Below are 18,445 nucleotides of genomic sequence, written 5' to 3' on the forward strand. Positions count from 1 at the left end.
AACCCCGCAAATGCGGGGTTTTTTGTTTTATAACAGATCGTCATCAAGATAAAGTCCGTATGGTATTCCAATTATAACTGCGGGAATAAAACCCATAATAAAACAATAGACAGGAGAGGCCCATAGAATGGTTAAGTGATCTGTAATGTATTTGGTATTAGTAATACATTCATATATAAAATAAGGAATATTGAATAGCAGAGAAAATATTCCTAAAGACAACAATGTAAAAGCTAAGCCCATCAATTTTGAATTTTTACCATTCAATATAGCTGTTAAGCACCAGTTACTTACAATAATACTTACCGTGTAGTTAATTATACAAGCTATCAAAAAGAAGCCTATAATTTCCTTTTTAAAAACATAATCGAAAGAATCAAATAAGAAATGCATTATAGCTAAAAACGATATGAGACCAAATGTAGCCAGTAAAATCCCTCCTTTTGCAGCTTTTTCTCGGAGTTTCATAACTGTTGAGTTTTCAAGGTTTTTCTTGATTTTTTTCTTCCTCTAAAGAATAAGAACATATTGAAGAATAGCATTAAGCCTAAATAGATCGTAAATCCGCCAATTTTAGAACTTAAAACTTCGGCTAAATTTTGATAGGTGTCATCAAAGCCATAGTCATGAATCTCCATAATTAGCAGAGCAAAACCTATGTTTAAAAGATAGAATCCTACTTTAAAGAGTTTGTTTGTAGCTAAAGCAATTTCTTCCTTCCCTTTAAAAATATCTATCATAAACAAGCTGCCATTTTTGAAAAGTATGTTTGATACAAAAAGAGTTAGCGCAATTGTGATAGGTAGATAAAATAACCGACTAGAATTTTTGAAGTTTCCATAAGTAATTGAATTAATGATTGATAATTTTTTTGAGTAAATGGGTTATAAAATAAATGTTGAAATAGTGAAGTAACGCGAGTGCGAATAATAAAGAGCCAACGTATATGCTTATCTTATTTGTGATGTCTAAAGGGCTCACAATTTCCGGCCAACCCTGTATAGTAAATATTACAAATCCAATGTTTAGTAAATAGTAACCTGCCAAAAGCGATTTATTGATTCTGTTCGTAAGCTCTTCGTTTTGAATAGCATTTAAAATGAAAGCTTTACCGTAAGTATAGCACGTCTTGCCGATGCTGTAGATAATGATCACCATCAGAATTGTGTAAATACTATAGGATAGAAGATTATAATTCATTTTGTTATTTTTAAACTTTCAGAAAATATTGAAATTAATATTTAAAAAAATATACTAACTCATGAGTTTCATGATGGTTTTAGTAATCCAATTCTCTTTTTGATTTACTATTTTACCAAGCATGGTATCTGCCTTACTAACAAATTCATAAAGCTCTTCGGTTTTCATTTTAAACTTTTGAGCTTCATTACTTGGGTTGTCGTCAAAGTTTTTTACATCAGCGAGCACACGTAAAGCGGGTTTAATTTCTCGTTTACTACGTTCGATAGCAATTTTACGAGCAAGCGAGTCAATATCTTGATCTGCTTTAAAATACTCTTTGCGTTCCCCGGGCTTATACTCTTTGTAAACAATGCCCCAGTCTATCAGACCGCGTAAGTTCATACTGGCATTTCCACGAGATATCTGTAGCTCTTCCATTACCTCTTCCATAGAAAGGGAGTCTGGTGATATCATCAAAAGTGCGTGAATCTGAGCCATCGTTTTATTAATTCCCCACTGAGAACCTAATGCTCCCCAGGTTTGTAAAAACTGATCTTTTGCTTCTTTGAATTCCATATTTCAAATATAGTATTTATTTTTAAAGTTTCAATATTTATTGAAACTTATTTTAATTCGTGAGGTAAAGCTATATTTGCGTTATGAAAGTACTCTTCTTAGGCAATCTCTGGCCAGAGCCGGTTTCTTCTGCAGCAGGAACCCGTATTATGCAATTGATCCAAGCCTTTCAAAATATGAATGCTGAGGTACATTTTGCCTGCGCAGCACGTAAAACACCGTTATCGGAAGACCTGTCGAAAAATAATGTAGCAGAACAAATTATCCAACTCAATAACAGCAGTTTTGATGCGTACATAAGGGATTTAAATCCTCAGATTGTGGTTTTTGATAAGTTCGTAATAGAAGAACAATTTGGCTGGCGGGTTAAAGAGCAGTGTCCCGATGCAATACGAATTTTAGAAACAATAGACTTACACGGACTTAGAAAAGGTCGTGAAGCCGCCTTAAAAGCAGGCAAACCTTTTTCTGAAAAGTATTCGCACAATGATTTTGCAAAGCGCGAACTGGCGAGTATCTATCGCTGTGATTTGACGTTAGTTATTTCGGGATTTGAAATGAAGCTGCTGAAGGAGTTTTTTAAAGTTCCGGATCAACAAGTGTTCTATTTGCCTTTTCTAGTTTACCCTATTTCTGATGAGATTGTCTCAAATTGGAAGCCTTTTGAGAAACGAAAGCATTTTGTGACCATTGGTAATTTTAGACATGAACCCAATTGGCTTTCGGTACGGTATTTAAAAACTGAAATTTGGCCCTTAATTCGTAAACAACTACCTGAAGCCGAAATGTGTATTTACGGTTCGTATCCAGCAGAAAAACATACCCAATTACACAATCCTAAAGAAAATTTCTACGTGTTAGGTAGAGCCGAAAGTGCGCACAAGGTTATTGAAGATGCACGTGTTTTACTAGCTCCATTGTTAACAGGAGCCGGTTTAAAAGGAAAACTGCTTGATGCGATGCAGTGTGGAACTCCTGCGGTGACGACAAAAGTGGGAGCTGAGGGCATGCACGGTAATTTAGAATTTAATGGAAACGTAACTGATGATTTTAGTGATTTTGCTGATGCTGCAGTCAGCCTTTATAAAGACCCCGAAGCCTGGTCAAAAGCCCAGCAAAATGGAGTTGAAATTGTAAATAAACGTTTTCAACAAAGTTATTGGCTACGCGTTTTTCATTCAAAAATAACGGAGTTGTTGGAGCATTTAGAACAGAATCGCCAGTCGAATTTTACCGGAGCTATACTTTGGCATCAATCGCTACAAGCTTCAAAATTTATGAGTAAATGGATTGAAGAGAAGAATAAATAAACCTCCTAAAAGAATTGCTCTTAGGAGGTTTTTTTAGTTTTTTTGCAAATTGCAAAAGAGAAATTATAAGAATAGAACTCAATAAAAGTGCAACAGCAGCCAGAGCAATTCCTATTAATACATTTTCTACACTTGGATTTTTAAAATTAAAGTATAGACAGGCTACAAGTATTGAGATCGCAGCTGTTAAACCGCCGTAAAGTCTGTTTTTGCTCTTATGAAAAACTGAAGCTCCGCAGCTTTTACATTCAATATATGGATAACCTTTATAACTCAGAAAACTTTTGTAGATGCTTTTTGAGTTCAATTTGTTATTGCAATTAGGACATTGAGCCATTCTTTACGATTTAATCAATCCCGCTCTTTTTAATAAAGCTTCAGGATTGGGTTCTTTTCCGCGGAAGCGCTTATATAAGACCATCGGGTCTTCGGTGCCACCTTGAGAAAGTATATGGTTTTTAAATTGGTCTGCAACTTCTTTATTAAAAATACCATTTTCTTTAAAGTATGCAAATGCGTCTGCATCCAGAACTTCAGCCCATTTATAGGAGTAATACCCGCTAGAGTATCCACCTTGAAAAATGTGAGAAAACGCTACACTCATACAGTTTTCAGCTACATCAGGATATAGTTTTGTTCCCTCAAAAGCCGCAGCTTCGTGAGCTTTCACATTTGTAATTCCGCTAGGGTCTGTTGCATGCCAAGACATATCTAGCAGACCAAAACTCAATTGACGCAAGGTTTGCATGCCTTCCTGAAAGTTGGCAGCCTTTTTAATTTTATCAATCAGAACCATCGGGATGGTTTCTCCGGTTTCGTAATGCTTTGCAAAAAGCGCTAAGGCTTCAGGCTCATAACACCAGTTTTCTAAAACCTGACTCGGCAATTCTACAAAATCCCAAAACACAGACGGACCAGATAAACTAGGATACGTAGTGTTTGCTAACATCCCGTGCAAGCCGTGACCAAACTCGTGAAACAAAGTAGTTACCTCATTAAACGTAAGTAAAGAAGGTTTTGATGGGGTAGGTTTGGTGAAGTTACACACATTAGAAACATGGGGTCTTTCGTTAACACCATCTTTTATAAATTGGCCTTTAAACTGTGTCATCCAGGCACCACCACGTTTACCGGCACGCGGATGAAAATCAGCATAAAAAAGCGCTACAAAATTGTCTTTCTCGTCAAAAACCTGATAGGTTTTTACATCTTTATGATATTTAGGAACATCAAAGACCTCGACAAAACGTAATCCGTATAATTTTTTAGCAACGGTAAATACCCCATTTATTACATTTTCGAGCTTGAAATACGGTTTCAGCAATTCGTCATCCAATTCAAAAAGCTGTTGTTTCAACTTTTCAGAATAAAAAGCACTGTCCCATTTCTGCAACTGCGCTATCCCATCTCGTTCTTTAGCAAAGTTCTCCAGCTGTTTAAATTCTAGCTCTGCTGCAGGTTTTGCTTTCTCAAGTAGCTCTTCTAAAAAACGCTCAACATTCTCAGGAGTTTTTGCCATACGCTCCTCAAGTACAAAATGTGCATGTGTTTTATAATCCAGCAAATTTGCACGTTCGTGACGCAGGTTTACAATATTTAAAACATGCTCCTGATTGTCTAACTCATCATTATGAAAACCTTTTGCACCAAAAGCAATTGCCATTTTTTTACGCAGTTCGCGATTTTCAGCATACTTCATAAAAGGAATATAGCTGGGGTATTCCAGAGTGAAAACCCAACCCTCTTTTTCCTTTTCTTCAGCAGTTTGTGCGGCACTTTCTACAGTGCTTTCCGGCAACCCTGCAAGATCAGTTTCATCTGTAATGTGCAGTTCGAACTTGTTGGTTTCGGCTAAAATATTCTCGCCAAAAGTAAGCGCCAGTTTAGATAGTTTAGTGTCTATTTCGCGTAAGCGTGCTTTTTTATCTTCAGGAAGATTTGCTCCATTACGGGAAAAACCTTTGTATTTCTTTTCCAGAAGAACCTGTTGTTCTCTGTTTAGATTTAGTGAATCTTTAGCGTCAAAAACGTGTTTTACACGTTTGAATAAAGTTTCGTTTAACGTAATGTCGTTAGAAAACTCTGATAATAAAGGAGAAACTTCTTGAGCCGTTTTTTGAATCGTATCATTCGTCTCAGCACTGTTTATATTAAAAAAAGCGCTGGTGACACGATCTAACTTATAGCCCGCATAGTCTAAAGCAGCTATCGTATTTTCAAAAGTTGCAGGCTCAGTAGAATTTGCAATTAGGTCAATTTCCTCACGAGCTTCTCTTATAGCTTGCTCAATAGCCGGTTTATAGTCAGCATCTTGAATTGCATCAAAAGGTGCTATATCAAAATTTTTAAGTAATCTATTTTCTGAATCTTTCAATTTCTTATAGTTTTTTTAAGAATAAGTATTTAAGCTGGAGTGATGCTATTTTTGTCGAATATTATAATATTTAATATAGGAAAAACTAGAATAGATTTGTAGAAGGGTTTGATTAATACTATTTAGAATGGTTAATAAATACTTTAATTTACCTTGACACTTCTATATTGAGCTACTTTTAGCTGCTCTTTTTTTATTTCTTAATCGAAGCGGCACCTTCTATAACCTTATCTTTTAAGCCGGTTTTATACTGAATCACTTTCTCGCGAATGACAGCATCTGAAGCTCCAAGAATCTGAGCAGCAAGAATACCTGCATTTTGCGCACCATCTAAAGCAACAGTTGCTACAGGAACGCCGCCTGGCATTTGTAATATTGAAAGTACAGAATCCCAACCGTCTATAGAATTGCGAGATTTTACAGGAACTCCAATAACCGGTAAAGGTGATAACGAAGCGATCATTCCCGGAAGATGAGCTGCGCCACCCGCACCTGCAATAATTACTTGAATACCGCGCTGGTGTGCATTTTTGCCGTAATCAAAAAGTTTGTCTGGTGTGCGGTGAGCAGAGACGATGTCTACCTCAGTAGCTATACCAAAGTTTTCAAGAATATCTATTGCAGCTTGCATCACCGGCATATCACTGGTGCTTCCCATTATGATTCCTACCATTGTTTTTTATTTTGTAATTACTCGTATTGTTTTTTTAACTTCTTCAGCGATTTTGCGTGCTTCGCTAAGATCACTATTCACTATGGTAACGTGACCCATTTTTCTAAACGGTCTAGTCTCTCGTTTTCCGTAGATGTGAGGAGTAACGCCTTTAAGCGCCATAATATCTTCTATTTTTTCATAGAAGACATCTCCAGTAAAACCTTCTTCACCTACAAGATTTACCATTACTGCACCAATTTTACTTTCGGTTTCTCCTAACGGAAGATTTAAAACCGCACGTAAATGTTGCTCAAACTGATTGGTGTAACTTCCTTCTATGCTATAATGACCACTGTTGTGAGGCCTTGGAGCCACTTCATTAACCAGAATCTGATCCTCTTCGGTCTGAAACAACTCAACAGCCAGCAAACCTACGTGTTCAAAAGCTTCAGAAACCTGAGTGGCAACTTCTCGTGCTTTTGCTGCTACTTTATCATCTATACGTCCCGGACAAATCACATATTCAACCTGATTGGCTTCGGGATGAAATTCCATTTCTACAACCGGATAACTTTTTACTTCACCTTTAGTATTACGAACTACAATAACTGCCAGTTCGTTCTTAAACGGAATCATGTGCTCTGCAATGCAAGGGGTGTCTGTAAGTTTATCTAGGTCTCCTTGAGAACGTACAACTTGAACTCCTTTACCATCGTAACCACCGCGACAGCTTTTCCATACAAATGGAAAACTCGTTTGATTTGCAGTAATGGCAAGCTTCAAGTCTTCAAGTTTAGCAAAATGTTTGTAGGGAGCAGTTGGTATATTTTTTTCAGTGTAAAAATCTTTTTGAATTCCTTTATCCTGAATTTTGCGCAAAGTTTGTGGGCTGGGATACACTTTAATTCCGTCTGCTTCCAGCTTTTCAAGCGCATCTACATTTACAGCTTCAATCTCAAAAGTGACCACATCGGCTTGTTTTCCAAAATTATAGACCGTCTCAAAATCCATTAAATCTCCCTGCTCAAAATAATTTGCAGCAAGTCGAGAAGGAGCTTCAGGATTCGGGTCTAAAACCAGAGTTTGAATATCAAATTTGCGTGTTTCATAAAGGAGCATTTTGCCCAGTTGACCACCGCCTAGAATGGCAAGTTTAAAATCTGAAGAAAAATAAGATGTCATTAAAATAGTGTCTTTTTTACTCGGTATTCGAGATTTAAATAATAAAGGGGTTACCGTCTAAAATTTATCTTGCAAAAGTAACTTTTTACACACAGATTGCCGAAGCGCTTACCGAAATACTTCGATTAAAACCCAATAGATTTTTATTTTCAGCTTGCTTATGTAATTGAAAGGGGCTCATAATGATATTCATTAACAATATGTATCTTTGCAGCTTAGTTTAAACGACTATCATACCAACCATGATTACATTAAACGGACTCCAATTTCAAGAGTATATTTCTGAAAAAGAATTACTCCATGCAATCGATGAGGTTGCGGTAGCCATCAATAGGGACTTTAAAGGTAAGCAACCTGTCTTTTTGGTAGTCCTCAATGGGGCTTACAAATTTGCAACCGAACTTCTAAGCCGTTTTGAAGGAGACTGTGAGATAGAATTCATTAAGATGAGTTCTTATGATGGTACGGCAAGTACGGGACAAGTACAAACGCATATTCCGCTTGAGGCAGATCTTGAGGAGCGTGAGGTTGTTGTAATTGAAGATATCGTAGATAGTGGTAATACTATTGAGAAGATCACCCAAATGATGGTAACTGCCGGGGTTAACAAATACCGCATTGCGAGTTTGTTTTTTAAACCAGGTTCTTATACAAAAGAATATAAAATACATTACGTAGGCCTTGAGATTCCTAGTGATTTTATCGTAGGTTATGGCTTAGATTATAACGGTTTGGGGCGTAACCTCAATGCGATTTATAAACTTAAAACCACAAAAATGACAAATCTGGTATTGTTCGGCCCTCCGGGAGCAGGTAAGGGTACACAAGCCTCTTTTTTAAAAGAAAAATACAACCTAATTCACATTTCTACAGGAGATGTTTTTAGATACAATATTAAAAATGCAACCGAACTGGGTACTCTGGCAAAATCATACATTGATAAAGGTCAGTTAGTGCCAGATACGGTTACCATAGATATGCTTAGCGCCGAAGTAGATAAAACACCAGACGCTAACGGATTCATTTTTGACGGATTCCCAAGAACAACTGCACAAGCTGAAGCTCTAGATGCACTTTTAGAAGAAAAAGGAACTCAGGTCGCAGCAATGATTGCACTTGAAGTGGATGATGAGATCCTAGTAAAGCGTCTTTTAGAGCGCGGTAAAACTTCTGGTAGAAAAGATGACGCAGATGAGGCTGTGATACGTAATCGAATTAAAGTATATTATGATGAGACTGCTATCTTAAAAGGCTATTACCAGAAACAAGATAAATATTACGGAGTGGACGGTGTAGGTGAAATTAATGAGATCACAACACGTTTAAGCTCCGTTATAGATAAGCTTTAAGTGTTTAGCGTTTAAAGTTTGCGGGCTTTGAATATATAGTTCTAAATATTGAATATTAGCAACAACTGAAAAATTTGAGAATTTAGAAGTTTGAAAATTGTCTCGAGAGTTTTGTATAAAATTTGAGCGGCAGTTTGTATCAGGAAAGCTTTCAAAACGCTATTCTTTGCAGGATCAAATGGATAGAAGCTTTGGCTCATTAATGGATAATATAGCGGAAGGTTTTGGAAGATCTGGAAATTTAGAGTTTCGAAATTTTTTAGGATATGCTAAAGATTCTTGTTCAGAATTGAAATCATAACTATATCGCTCAACGATAAGAATTTAATAACTATAACCGATTACGAAGATCTAATAACAAGCTGTGATCATATCAATGCTAAGTCAGGATCTTTTATTAAATATTTAAATACTACAGAATTCAGGGGGACAAAGTTTAAAAAAGTAGACTAAAACAGGAAACCCAAAACAAAAAAACAGAAGATGACCGAAGGAAATTTTGTTGATTACGTAAAAATGCATGTGTCTTCAGGAAAAGGAGGTGCAGGATCTGCCCATTTGCGACGCGAGAAATTCGTCACAAAAGGTGGTCCTGATGGTGGAGATGGTGGTCGAGGAGGACATATTATTGCGCGTGCAAATCCTAATTTGTGGACGTTATTACATCTCAAATTTAAAAGACATATTAAAGCCGGGCACGGAGGTAATGGTAGTAAACAAACCAGTACCGGTGCAGATGGTGAAGATATGTATATTGAAGTGCCACTGGGAACAGTGATACGCGATACTGAAACTCAAGAAATACTTAAAGAGATCACCGAAGAAGGGCAAGAATTTATTGTTGCCGAAGGTGGTATGGGAGGTTTAGGGAATTCACATTTTAAGACTTCTACAAATCAAACTCCTCGCTATGCGCAACCTGGTGTAGGCGGTAAAGAAGTTGATGTTACGTTAGAGCTTAAGGTTCTTGCAGATGTAGGTTTAGTTGGCTTTCCTAATGCAGGAAAATCAACATTGCTTTCAGTTATCACAGCAGCAAAACCTAAAATTGCCAATTACGAGTTTACAACGCTAAAACCTAATTTAGGAATTGTTCAGTACAGAGATTTTCAAACCTTTGTAATTGCAGATATTCCCGGAATTATTGAAGGTGCGGCAGAAGGTAAAGGGCTTGGTTATCGTTTTCTTAGACACATAGAGCGTAATTCAACCTTGCTTTTTATGATTCCTGCAGATGCGCCTGATGTAGCAGAGCAGTATCAGATTTTATTGCATGAACTCGAGAAATACAATCCGGAATTATTAGATAAAGACAAACTCATCGCTATTACAAAATGTGATATGCTTGATGACGAGTTGAAGGCAGAACTTAAAAGTGAACTTGATAAAAACTTACCCGTTGAGTATTTGTTTATTTCGTCTGTTGCTCAGCAAGGTCTTACACAGTTAAAAGACCGTCTATGGGCGATGCTAAATCGTCCTGCGGTAGAAGAATAACTTTCTTTATTTTAGGATTTTATTGACTCATAAGGTGCTTCATTTTGTCTATTTTTAAAAGAAAAGATATGATGAAGCATTTTTTATTTCTAGTAGTAACAGCTACACTCTTTTCTTGCGGAAGCACCAAAGTAGCTTACGACTATGATGAGCAAATAAGTTTCTCAACTTACAAGACCTATAATTACATTGCCGATATGCAAACCGGTTTGAGTCAGCTTGATGATAATCGTCTTATGGACGCAACTGACGTTGTAATGCAGGCAAATGGATTTGCAAAATCTGAAACTCCAGATTTACTCATTAATATTGTTGCAGATCAGTATGAGACCGCGCCTCAAAATTCAGTGGGAATAGGAGTAGGTGGTGGTAGTTATGGAGGCGGAGTAAGTGTAGGTGCCGGCATCCCGCTAGGCGGAAGAAAAGACCATCAAACTATAACCTTTGACCTCGTTGATGCACGTCAAGATATATTAGTCTGGCAGGCTGTAAGCGACAGCAATGTTGCTGTTAACACCAATCCTCAAGATCGGGTAACGTATTTTGCTAAACTCGTTCAAAAGGTATTTTCAGAATTTCCCCCGGAGAAATAGATCTTTACGTAAAACTTTTCGGTTTCCTACATTTGGTTTAATTGTCAATATTTACACGTATTCCCTTAGTGTGGCCTGAGAATTCAGGAGCATACATACTTTCGATAGTGGTGATTCCATTACTGAAATTTCCGGCATTATTTGCTCGTAAATTATATTTCAGCACATAGGTTCCTTTGCGTAACGTATCAAAGAAAAAGTGCGTGGCTGCATCCCGAGTACTTTCGTAATAAGAAATCCTATCCTGATATTTGTATTTTGACAATACATTGACCGGCTCAAACCCACTGGCTCGAGTATCTTTCAGATGAATGAATTCCATATCTGAAGTGGCCCGTACCACAAGACGAACGGTGATGAGATCACCTACTTTAATAGGTGTGTCTGAGTCAATTTGCTTCAGTGTTGCGCCTGTAGGTCCATTTTCTTTAAGATACAATTGCTGTTCTACATTCAACGGACTTTCGGTATGCGATTTGATTTGATCAAAATCTTCAAAGTATTGCCAGTAAGCTCCGCCAAAACCAGGAGATGTATTTTTATTTTTAATTTCAATGGAAGCAAAGGTTTCGTCAATTTCTTCAGCATTCCAGTTTAATTTTAAATAGCCGGTACCTGCTTCCTTGTCTGACTCCTCAAGCTTTTTTGTCTTGAGGGTGGTTCCTCCCAGTTCAATTTTGGTATTGTCTGTGACACTTAGCCAGTCATTTCCACTTAAAAGCAATGCATACGCAGCTTCGGTGGTTGATTTTGTAGTGGGCCAACTGTTGGTGCGTTTGTTTTGCAATAACCAAACTTTAAGTTCTTCAAGGACTTCTGTATCCTGTGTAATTTCAGTAAAAGCTTCGATGATCAATGCATGGGTTTCTATGGGCGCCTGATACCAGTACCATCCGGGTCTGTTGGACTTCCAGTACATACCATTGGTTTCAGAATACACCGCACTTTCTTTAAGGCTTGTCATTATTTTTGTAGCCAAATCGGTCTTGCCCATTCGGTTTGCTACCAAGGCAAACATTCCTTTTTCATAAACCGAAAGCTCTTGCCAGTTATTTTCATGATAGTTTAGAATTTTAGTACTAATTACTTTAAGTTCATCGTTTAAAGGTGCCTCTTCGAGATAATAACTGCGTGCATATAGATAATGCAAATGTCCGCGTTGTTTGTAAAAATCTTCGGGCTTCGTTGAAAAGGTTTTAAACTTATTTTTATCGCGAATAAGCTTAGTGTCAAGATACACTAAGGCAAGATCTGGAATGCCTGAGTCATCGAGTGTCACACCTAGTTTTTTAAGATGACCAAAACCGCCAACTATATGACGGGTAATGAATTCGCTTGCGGGGCCCCCGGAGAACCACGGGAATGCCCCAGAGTCTAACTGGCTATTCTCTAGCTTTGCTAAATCTGCTTGTTGTTGCGTTTTTAATTTTTCTACTTCAAAAAGTTGAGCAATTCTATTTTTGCGATCGGTCTCAGACTCGGCATCACGTACCCAAGGGGTTTCAGCCAAAATGAGATTCTTGAGTTCTTCATTTTTATCGAGATTGCTTACCAGAGCGCTGTCTTTTTTCCAGGATTTAAAAACGTCTGCAATTTTAGGATCGCTGGTAACAATATGTGAGCCTAGCGTATTAGCATAAATCCTTGAAAAAATCTGTTCAGAACAATCGTGTTCAAATTCCATTAAATAGGGTAGTGCCTGTATGGCATACCATGCGGGATTGGAAGAATATTCTAAGGTAAATTTGTGATTAGCAAGTGTTTTTGAGGTGTTGTTTTTAAGGTTCTCAAATTCAAAAGTTTTGGTCTCTCCAGACCGAATAAACAGCGGAATACTCTCAGTAACCAAAGTACGGTTTGTCAAAACCGGAAGTATGTTTTCTTCTCCGTCAGAAAAAAAGCCTGCTTTTGCAACGACCCGGTAGGTGACCGCTTCAATATCCTTAGGTATGATTAGATCCCAGCTTACTGCAGTGCTCTTTTTTGAACTTAGATTGAACGTACGATTTGCTTGTGTGTTTGCGAGTTTGGTATCTATGGGTTCTTGGGTAAGCGCGTCAAAAAGTAATAAGGTTGCAGCACCACTTTGCGTAGATGAACTGAGGTTGGTGATTTTTGCACTAAAACTGATAGTGTCTTCTTCTCTTAAAAAACGTGGGGCATTAGGAACGATACTGAGTTCTTTTTGCGTAATTGCCGTTTGTTGCATTTGCCCGGTTACCCAGTTTTTATCGTGAGCCAGTAACCGCAGTTTCCAACGGGTTAATGCTTCAGGTGTTGTAAATGAAAAAGAGAAATCTCCATTTTTATCCGTTTGTATATGTGGAAAGAAAAAGGCGGTCTCGTCCAGATTTTTTCGGGCTTCAACCTGTGTAAGCTCGTCAAGTGCTTTTTTGGTCGTGATTACAATTACTCCGTTAGCTCCTCTTGAACCGTAAAGCGCGGTTGACGCTGCATCTTTAAGCACGTCTATGCTCGTAATTTCACTGGCAGACATATCAAACTTTTCTACAGGTACACCGTCTACAATGTATAAAGGTTGCTTGCCACCCGCTACAGATGCGGCGCCACGAATGCGAATTTCTTCTGAAGCTCCTGGAGCACTTACTTCAACCCCTGCTACTCGACCCTGAAGAACACTTTCTACACTCTCAGATTGAACCATAGCAACTGAGCCTGTGATATTTTTTTTAGTTTGTGTTCCATAACCCACAACAACTACCTCATCTAGATGGGCCGAGTCTTCATCAAGCATGATATACAGATTTTTGTCTTTAGCGGTAGTAGCTTGTTTTTCGATAAAGCCTATGTAGTTGAAAACCAAAACAGCACCAGGTTTTGTGTCTAAAGCAAATTCCCCATCAAAATTGGTGGTGGTGCCGGTATCCGTGCCTTTTACAATAACTGTCACCCCAGGCAGGGGTTGCCCATCACTATCTGTAACAATGCCTCGTGTATTTCCCTGAAGAGATATGCTCTCTGAAACAGTGCTGGCCACAGTTTGAACGTAACGCTTATATTGATACGAATTGGGTTGCCCAAATGTGAACCCAAATGTTTTTAATTCATCAAAGTTTGACAATATAGTGTTGCGATAATTGCTGCGATTGCTAAAGGTATTTCTAAAATAGGTGAGTTCGTTTACCTGAGGTCTATTAAACGATGGGAAGCTGGTATAGCCTTTATTGTAATAATCGTCAAAATCAACTGTTGTTTCCCAGGAAGGTGTAGTAAACTGATCGAGAGATGCGTCATACATCGAAGCCAGAATTTCGGCATCAGGGGTTTTACCCGAATCGTCTTTTAGTGTGAAGCTCCAGGTTTCTTCAACGCCTGGTTGCATTTTGTTTCTAAATGTTTTGGTGCTAAAATTAAGTTTTGATTGTACCAAGGCTGATGTGGAAATCGTTGTTTGCCAGGAAACCGGCAAACCGTTTTTTATGCCAAAAATCTGAATAAGTGTCCCGTTCTGCTCGGTGTTTCTATACGGGATATCGAGCTTTTTACTACCTGAAAAAGTAACTTTCTTGTCATAAAATTTCTCCTGACCGTCAAATGCTTTTACGTAAACGGAAAGGCTGTCAAAACCGGTCGCTAACAAGAGTTGAATTTTCTTAGAATGTTCTAGGTCTTTGTCCAGTACAGAGACTTCAAAAGATTTATGGTCGGGAAGTGATTTAGCTGCTGTGTCGGTAAGGTCAAAAGTTTCTTTGGTTTCTGTTGTAGCTCCGTTCTCACTTTTTAAGTTTATAATAGCCACATACTTTCCTGAAGGCCATTTTTCATCCGGCAAAAGTTTTTGTTTGTAAGATCCGCTGGTTTCAAATGTTGTTTCAAAAAGGAGCTTGCCCTTTGGCCAGTTTTCCACTTTTTGCTCATCAAAATAGGGTTCAGTTGGGAAGGCTTTTTTAAAGTCTGCAGCAGAAATGGTTTGAATTTCGGGAGCTTCCCAAAGTCGTTCTCCTAAAATACGGTCGGGAGCCTGTAGCTTATAAATTTTTAAAGTGCCTGAGGCTGTAACTTCCTGATCGTTGAGGTTTTTTGATTCGATATAAATATCAAGACTGTCATTGATTAAAGTCTGTTGAGGTAAGCGCAGGCTTGCGATTAAATTCTTATTACCAATTCTGACCGTAGTTGAAGCACTTCGGGTTTCCCCGCTGAGATCGGTTACTTCTGCGTAGATTTTATAGCTGTAAATTGCTTCATCTTCCGCAGGAATATCGGAGGCAAATTTGATTTCAAAACTTCCTTCGTTGTTAGTTGCAATGGTGTCATTGGCAATTTGCAGTGATTCCTGAGACCCTCCATAGCGCCAGTAGCTGAATTGCTTGGTTCTTGTAATGGTATATTTAACTGGTATCTCAGAGAGTTTAGCGCCCATAAACGACTCCGCCATTCCTTGTATTTGAATACTATCTCCCGGCATAAAGGCTTCTTCTAGGGGGGTGAAGGTAACCTCAAAGGTAGGCCGTTTGTATTCTTCGACTTTAAAGGTTGTGGTTTGCCAGTCAAATTCATCAATGCTGTCGTAAAAAAAAGTATCTACATCATAGTTTTCATCAGCATAGATTGAAAAATCTCCGTTAAGTCCACTTTTTGGAAGCACAAATTCACCTGAGAAGGAACCAAACTCGTTGGTCTTTAAAACAAATTCTTCAATTTCATCATCATTTGCATTTTCTACGAAAACACTTATCATTTCATTTGCAACCGTTTGAGCCTCTCCATTAAGACGCAATAATAAAATTCCTTTGAAATACACTTTTTGTCCCGGCCTGTAAATAGCTCTATCTGTATAAATAACAGTTCTGGCGATGGAGTCTGTGTTCTCTTTTATTTCCTCGAGACTGCGATAGTAACCGGGGTAATAGGAAAGGTTGGTAGAGTCTGATGGAGTTTTGATGGTAATATTGTTTAATCTTCTGTCATTTGGTCGTTTTAAAAGATTTGCAATGCCATTTTTATCGGTGTGTTTCAGCTGGTCAATTACCTTATTAGCATATTCACCTCTATTTAAAATAATGTACGTCTTGATCTCAGCATTTTTGATCGGTAGTCCTGTTGTTCTGTTTAAGACTTGAATAGATTCGTAACGGTCGTAATCAGTAAGACTTGCGGTAAGTTCACTTACATTTATAAAACTGTAACTTCCTTCATTAGCCGGAATATTTGCTGAGGAAGCATAAATTAAATACGATCCTTTTTCCAATGCCGGCAAAATGGTTTCTGTGCTGTGTTGATTGTGATCCTGAGATTTTGGTAGCAGGATTTGCGCTTCAATTTGAGGTCTTATTTGAATAAAATCTTTAAGGATAGAATCTTGAAAATAGGACTTATCCCGGGCGTCAAGAATGGTAGCGTTAGCTTTATAAATTTTTAAAGTAAGCGTATCTATGTTTTTGTAGGTGATGAGTAATCGTCCTTTTTCATCGGGAGTCCAGATTTCTTCAGATTTTAGGTTGAGCTCCGGTTTTTGCAGTTGTTCTAATAGTTGCGCAGCTTTTATAGCGTAGGCAGACTCTGGGAAATCAGCAACAATCTTTCTTGAAAGCTTAATTGCATTTGAGTTGTAATCAGGGTATTTGAGCAGCCAGTTACCATTGTTTAATTTTTGGAGGCGTTCAAATTCTTCTTCAGTATAAGCGGAGTCTTTGGTATACGCTTCCAGTTTAGTGTCAGACAAATCCCTGTATTTTTCAGCAAGTTTTAAACGGATTAAACCTTGAATTTCTTTTCCCATATACGCTTCCTCCAATTCTAACAACGTCTTTTCGTATAGCTGCCATTTGTTGTTAGACTGATGATTTTGAAACACGTATTCCAGTCTTTGTAAAGTTGTAAAAACTAAAGCTTCGGAATTTTGATCTCCTTGATATAAGCGCTCAAGATTTTGATATTCTTTAAGTATATCTACTTTAGAAAATAAGCTGTCAGGAGTTTTAAATTGTATTTCGGTAAATGTCTTACCTAAACCGAAGAGTTTTTCATTTGTGAGTTCATAGGTTTCGTTAGGTCTGGTAAGGTTGTAAAAATTGTTTTTATAAAAATCGAGACTTTCGTGAGCCAGAATATCATAAAGACTGGGTCTGTATTTTCGGTTTAGTTGTGCTGTTTGGAGCAAAACCTCAAAATTCCCAGCCGGCTCGATAATGAGTTTTTGGCCTTTTGCAAGTGCAAATTGATAGGTTTTACGTATTTCTTCTAAAAGCGTCATCAGATCCCAGGTTTCTATGTCGCTCAAATCGGGATTGTCAATTTGCCCACGTCGGCTAATCGACCAGCGATTATCTTTATAATAATCTGTAAGCCACTTGGCTTTATAGGTTGCTAAAATGGCTTTGTATGGGAAAGGGATATCTTTGATGACTGTATTAACCTCTTCCAGAATCAGGTTATTTGAGTTTTCGGTATTTATTTGTAAAAATTTCCAGCGGTATATTTTAGCTTTCAGGTAGGTGTTATAATCTTTTTTTCGTTTTGATTGGTTGACGAGAGATTGGGTTTCCTCTAACGCAGAAGCAATTTTACCATCGATTTCATATAAATGTATAGTTCTCCAAGACTCTTTATATCTGGAATCCTGTCCCCAGCAAAGATTTATCGTGCATAGAATTAATAGAACAGTAGTAATGGTTTTATACATCGAAACATTATTTGATTGATATTGTTAATATACAGAAATTAAAAAACGTGGTCTCCTTTTTGTTTAGATTTGACTCAAACAACCAGATATGCATTTAAGAATTCTTTTTTTTCTATTTTTTTCAGCAACAATATTTGCTCAAAAAATAGATTTTCAAAAGGCTGAAGGGTATTTTAAAACTGAAAATTTTAATAAGGCAAAACCTATTTTTTTAGCTCATTTAAAGCAGCATCCTAATGATGCTAAAACACGTGAATATCTCGGTGATATAGCTTCTTATGAAGAAAATTGGGATGATGCTATAGCATATTATGAGGAGCTTTTAGAAGAGAATCCGTCAAGTGCAAACTTCAACTTTAAATATGGAGGAGCTATGGGGATGAAAGCTTTAAATATTAGCAAACTACGTGCACTCACTTATATAGATGATATTAAAAAGCATTTTATACGTGCTGCAGAATTAGACCCCAAACATATAGAAACGCGTTGGGCGCTTGTAGAATTATATCTTCAACTTCCGGGAATTATTGGTGGGAGTGAGAAAAAAGCAGAGGCTTACGCGATGGAACTTCAAAATATATCTCCGGTAGATGGTTACCTCGCAAGAGGCTATGTAGCCGAATATAAAAAAGATATGAAGGATGCGGAGGTGCTTTACAAAAAGGCGATTGAAGTGGGGGGGTCTCCCACGACTTATGAAAAGCTAATCAATCTTTATGAGAAAAAGAATGAACCTAAAAAGGCTTTAAATACAGCGGCTTCTAGTCTAAAACTTCACAAGCGTAATCAGATTAATTATCAGATAGGTAAAATTGCAGCGGAATTTAATATCGAGCACGATTTGGGTTTAGCAAGCCTCAAGCATTATATTGCAAATTATTCGGCAAAAGATGGAGTGCCGGTTAGCTGGGCGCATTATCGTATGGCTCAGATCTATAAAAATAGAGGCGACAAAACTCGTGCAATTCACTACATCAATTTGGCACTTGCAGATAAGCCTGATTTTGAGCAAGCTTTAGAAGAAAAAGAACGTATTTCCAAATTATAGAATACTTGTATTTCGGTCGCTTTTGATGCCATT

Annotated in this window: 13 protein-coding genes and 1 pseudogene; 6 read left to right on the forward strand and 8 right to left on the reverse strand. The window is 37.7% G+C overall.

Annotated elements, in window-relative coordinates; all coding sequences use genetic code 11:
• Window positions 1–27 precede the first annotated feature (27 nt).
• The 3 genes and pseudogenes from BUB91_RS14700 to BUB91_RS14715 form a co-directional block, all read right to left on the reverse strand.
• Window positions 28–468: a hypothetical protein gene (locus BUB91_RS14700; RefSeq protein ID WP_073100050.1), complete on the reverse strand. Its 441-nt coding sequence runs from the start codon at window positions 466–468 to the stop codon at window positions 28–30.
• Window positions 465–841: pseudogene (locus BUB91_RS14705) on the reverse strand (hypothetical protein). The gene BUB91_RS14700 and the pseudogene BUB91_RS14705 overlap by 4 nt, the downstream one beginning before the upstream one ends.
• A 413-nt stretch (window positions 842–1,254) precedes the next feature.
• Complete coding sequence (locus tag BUB91_RS14715) at window positions 1,255–1,758, reverse strand: GbsR/MarR family transcriptional regulator (protein ID WP_073100052.1); 504 nt, start codon at window positions 1,756–1,758, stop codon at window positions 1,255–1,257.
• A gap of 83 nt (window positions 1,759–1,841) precedes the next feature.
• Here BUB91_RS14715 and BUB91_RS14720 point away from each other — a divergent pair, with 83 nt between their 5' ends.
• Window positions 1,842–3,068, forward strand: coding sequence for a glycosyltransferase family 4 protein (locus BUB91_RS14720; protein ID WP_073100053.1), 1,227 nt, complete (start codon window positions 1,842–1,844; stop codon window positions 3,066–3,068).
• On the opposite strand, the gene BUB91_RS21650 is transcribed toward BUB91_RS14720, so the two are convergent.
• The 4 genes from BUB91_RS21650 to BUB91_RS14740 form a co-directional block, all read right to left on the reverse strand.
• Window positions 3,034–3,405, reverse strand: coding sequence for a TIGR04104 family putative zinc finger protein (locus tag BUB91_RS21650; RefSeq protein WP_073100054.1), 372 nt, complete (start codon window positions 3,403–3,405; stop codon window positions 3,034–3,036). The genes BUB91_RS14720 and BUB91_RS21650 overlap by 35 nt on opposite strands.
• Window positions 3,406–3,408: 3 nt before the next feature.
• Window positions 3,409–5,442 (reverse strand): M3 family metallopeptidase, encoded by a 2,034-nt coding sequence (locus tag BUB91_RS14730; protein WP_073100055.1) that lies wholly within the window; start codon window positions 5,440–5,442, stop codon window positions 3,409–3,411.
• A 193-nt stretch (window positions 5,443–5,635) separates the two neighbouring features.
• The gene (gene purE / locus BUB91_RS14735; protein ID WP_073100056.1) at window positions 5,636–6,115 is read right to left on the reverse strand and encodes a 5-(carboxyamino)imidazole ribonucleotide mutase; all 480 of its coding nucleotides are present in this window, start codon (window positions 6,113–6,115) and stop codon (window positions 5,636–5,638) included.
• A gap of 6 nt (window positions 6,116–6,121) precedes the next feature.
• Window positions 6,122–7,279, reverse strand: coding sequence for a 5-(carboxyamino)imidazole ribonucleotide synthase (locus tag BUB91_RS14740; RefSeq protein WP_073100057.1), 1,158 nt, complete (start codon window positions 7,277–7,279; stop codon window positions 6,122–6,124).
• A gap of 242 nt (window positions 7,280–7,521) precedes the next feature.
• Here BUB91_RS14740 and BUB91_RS14745 point away from each other — a divergent pair, with 242 nt between their 5' ends.
• The 4 genes from BUB91_RS14745 (at window position 7,522) to BUB91_RS14760 (ending at window position 10,718) form a co-directional block, all read left to right on the forward strand.
• Entirely contained in the window at window positions 7,522–8,628 is a 1,107-nt protein-coding gene (locus BUB91_RS14745) for an adenylate kinase (RefSeq protein WP_073100058.1), read from the forward strand.
• Window positions 8,629–8,725: 97 nt separating this feature from the next.
• A complete protein-coding gene (locus tag BUB91_RS21340; protein WP_241652626.1) occupies window positions 8,726–8,929 on the forward strand; it encodes a four helix bundle protein in 204 nt (67 codons plus the stop codon).
• Between the two features lie 182 nt (window positions 8,930–9,111).
• Complete coding sequence (gene obgE / locus BUB91_RS14755) at window positions 9,112–10,125, forward strand: GTPase ObgE (RefSeq protein WP_073100059.1); 1,014 nt, start codon at window positions 9,112–9,114, stop codon at window positions 10,123–10,125.
• 68 nt (window positions 10,126–10,193) lie between these two features.
• Window positions 10,194–10,718 carry a DUF4136 domain-containing protein gene (locus tag BUB91_RS14760; protein WP_241652625.1) on the forward strand — a complete coding sequence of 175 codons (525 nt, stop codon included), beginning with the start codon at window positions 10,194–10,196 and terminating at the stop codon, window positions 10,716–10,718.
• Window positions 10,719–10,755: 37 nt separating this feature from the next.
• Here BUB91_RS14760 and BUB91_RS14765 read toward each other — a convergent pair whose 3' ends face one another.
• Window positions 10,756–17,364 carry an alpha-2-macroglobulin family protein gene (locus BUB91_RS14765; protein WP_073100061.1) on the reverse strand — a complete coding sequence of 2,203 codons (6,609 nt, stop codon included), beginning with the start codon at window positions 17,362–17,364 and terminating at the stop codon, window positions 10,756–10,758.
• 88 nt (window positions 17,365–17,452) lie between these two features.
• On the opposite strand from BUB91_RS14765, the gene BUB91_RS14770 reads away from it, so the two are divergent.
• On the forward strand, window positions 17,453–18,412 hold the full coding sequence (locus BUB91_RS14770; RefSeq protein WP_073100062.1) for a tetratricopeptide repeat protein: 960 nt from the start codon (window positions 17,453–17,455) through the stop codon (window positions 18,410–18,412).
• Window positions 18,413–18,445 lie beyond the last annotated feature (33 nt).

The organism is Leeuwenhoekiella marinoflava DSM 3653, from assembly GCF_900129005.1.
GTDB classification, from domain to species: domain Bacteria; phylum Bacteroidota; class Bacteroidia; order Flavobacteriales; family Flavobacteriaceae; genus Leeuwenhoekiella; species Leeuwenhoekiella marinoflava.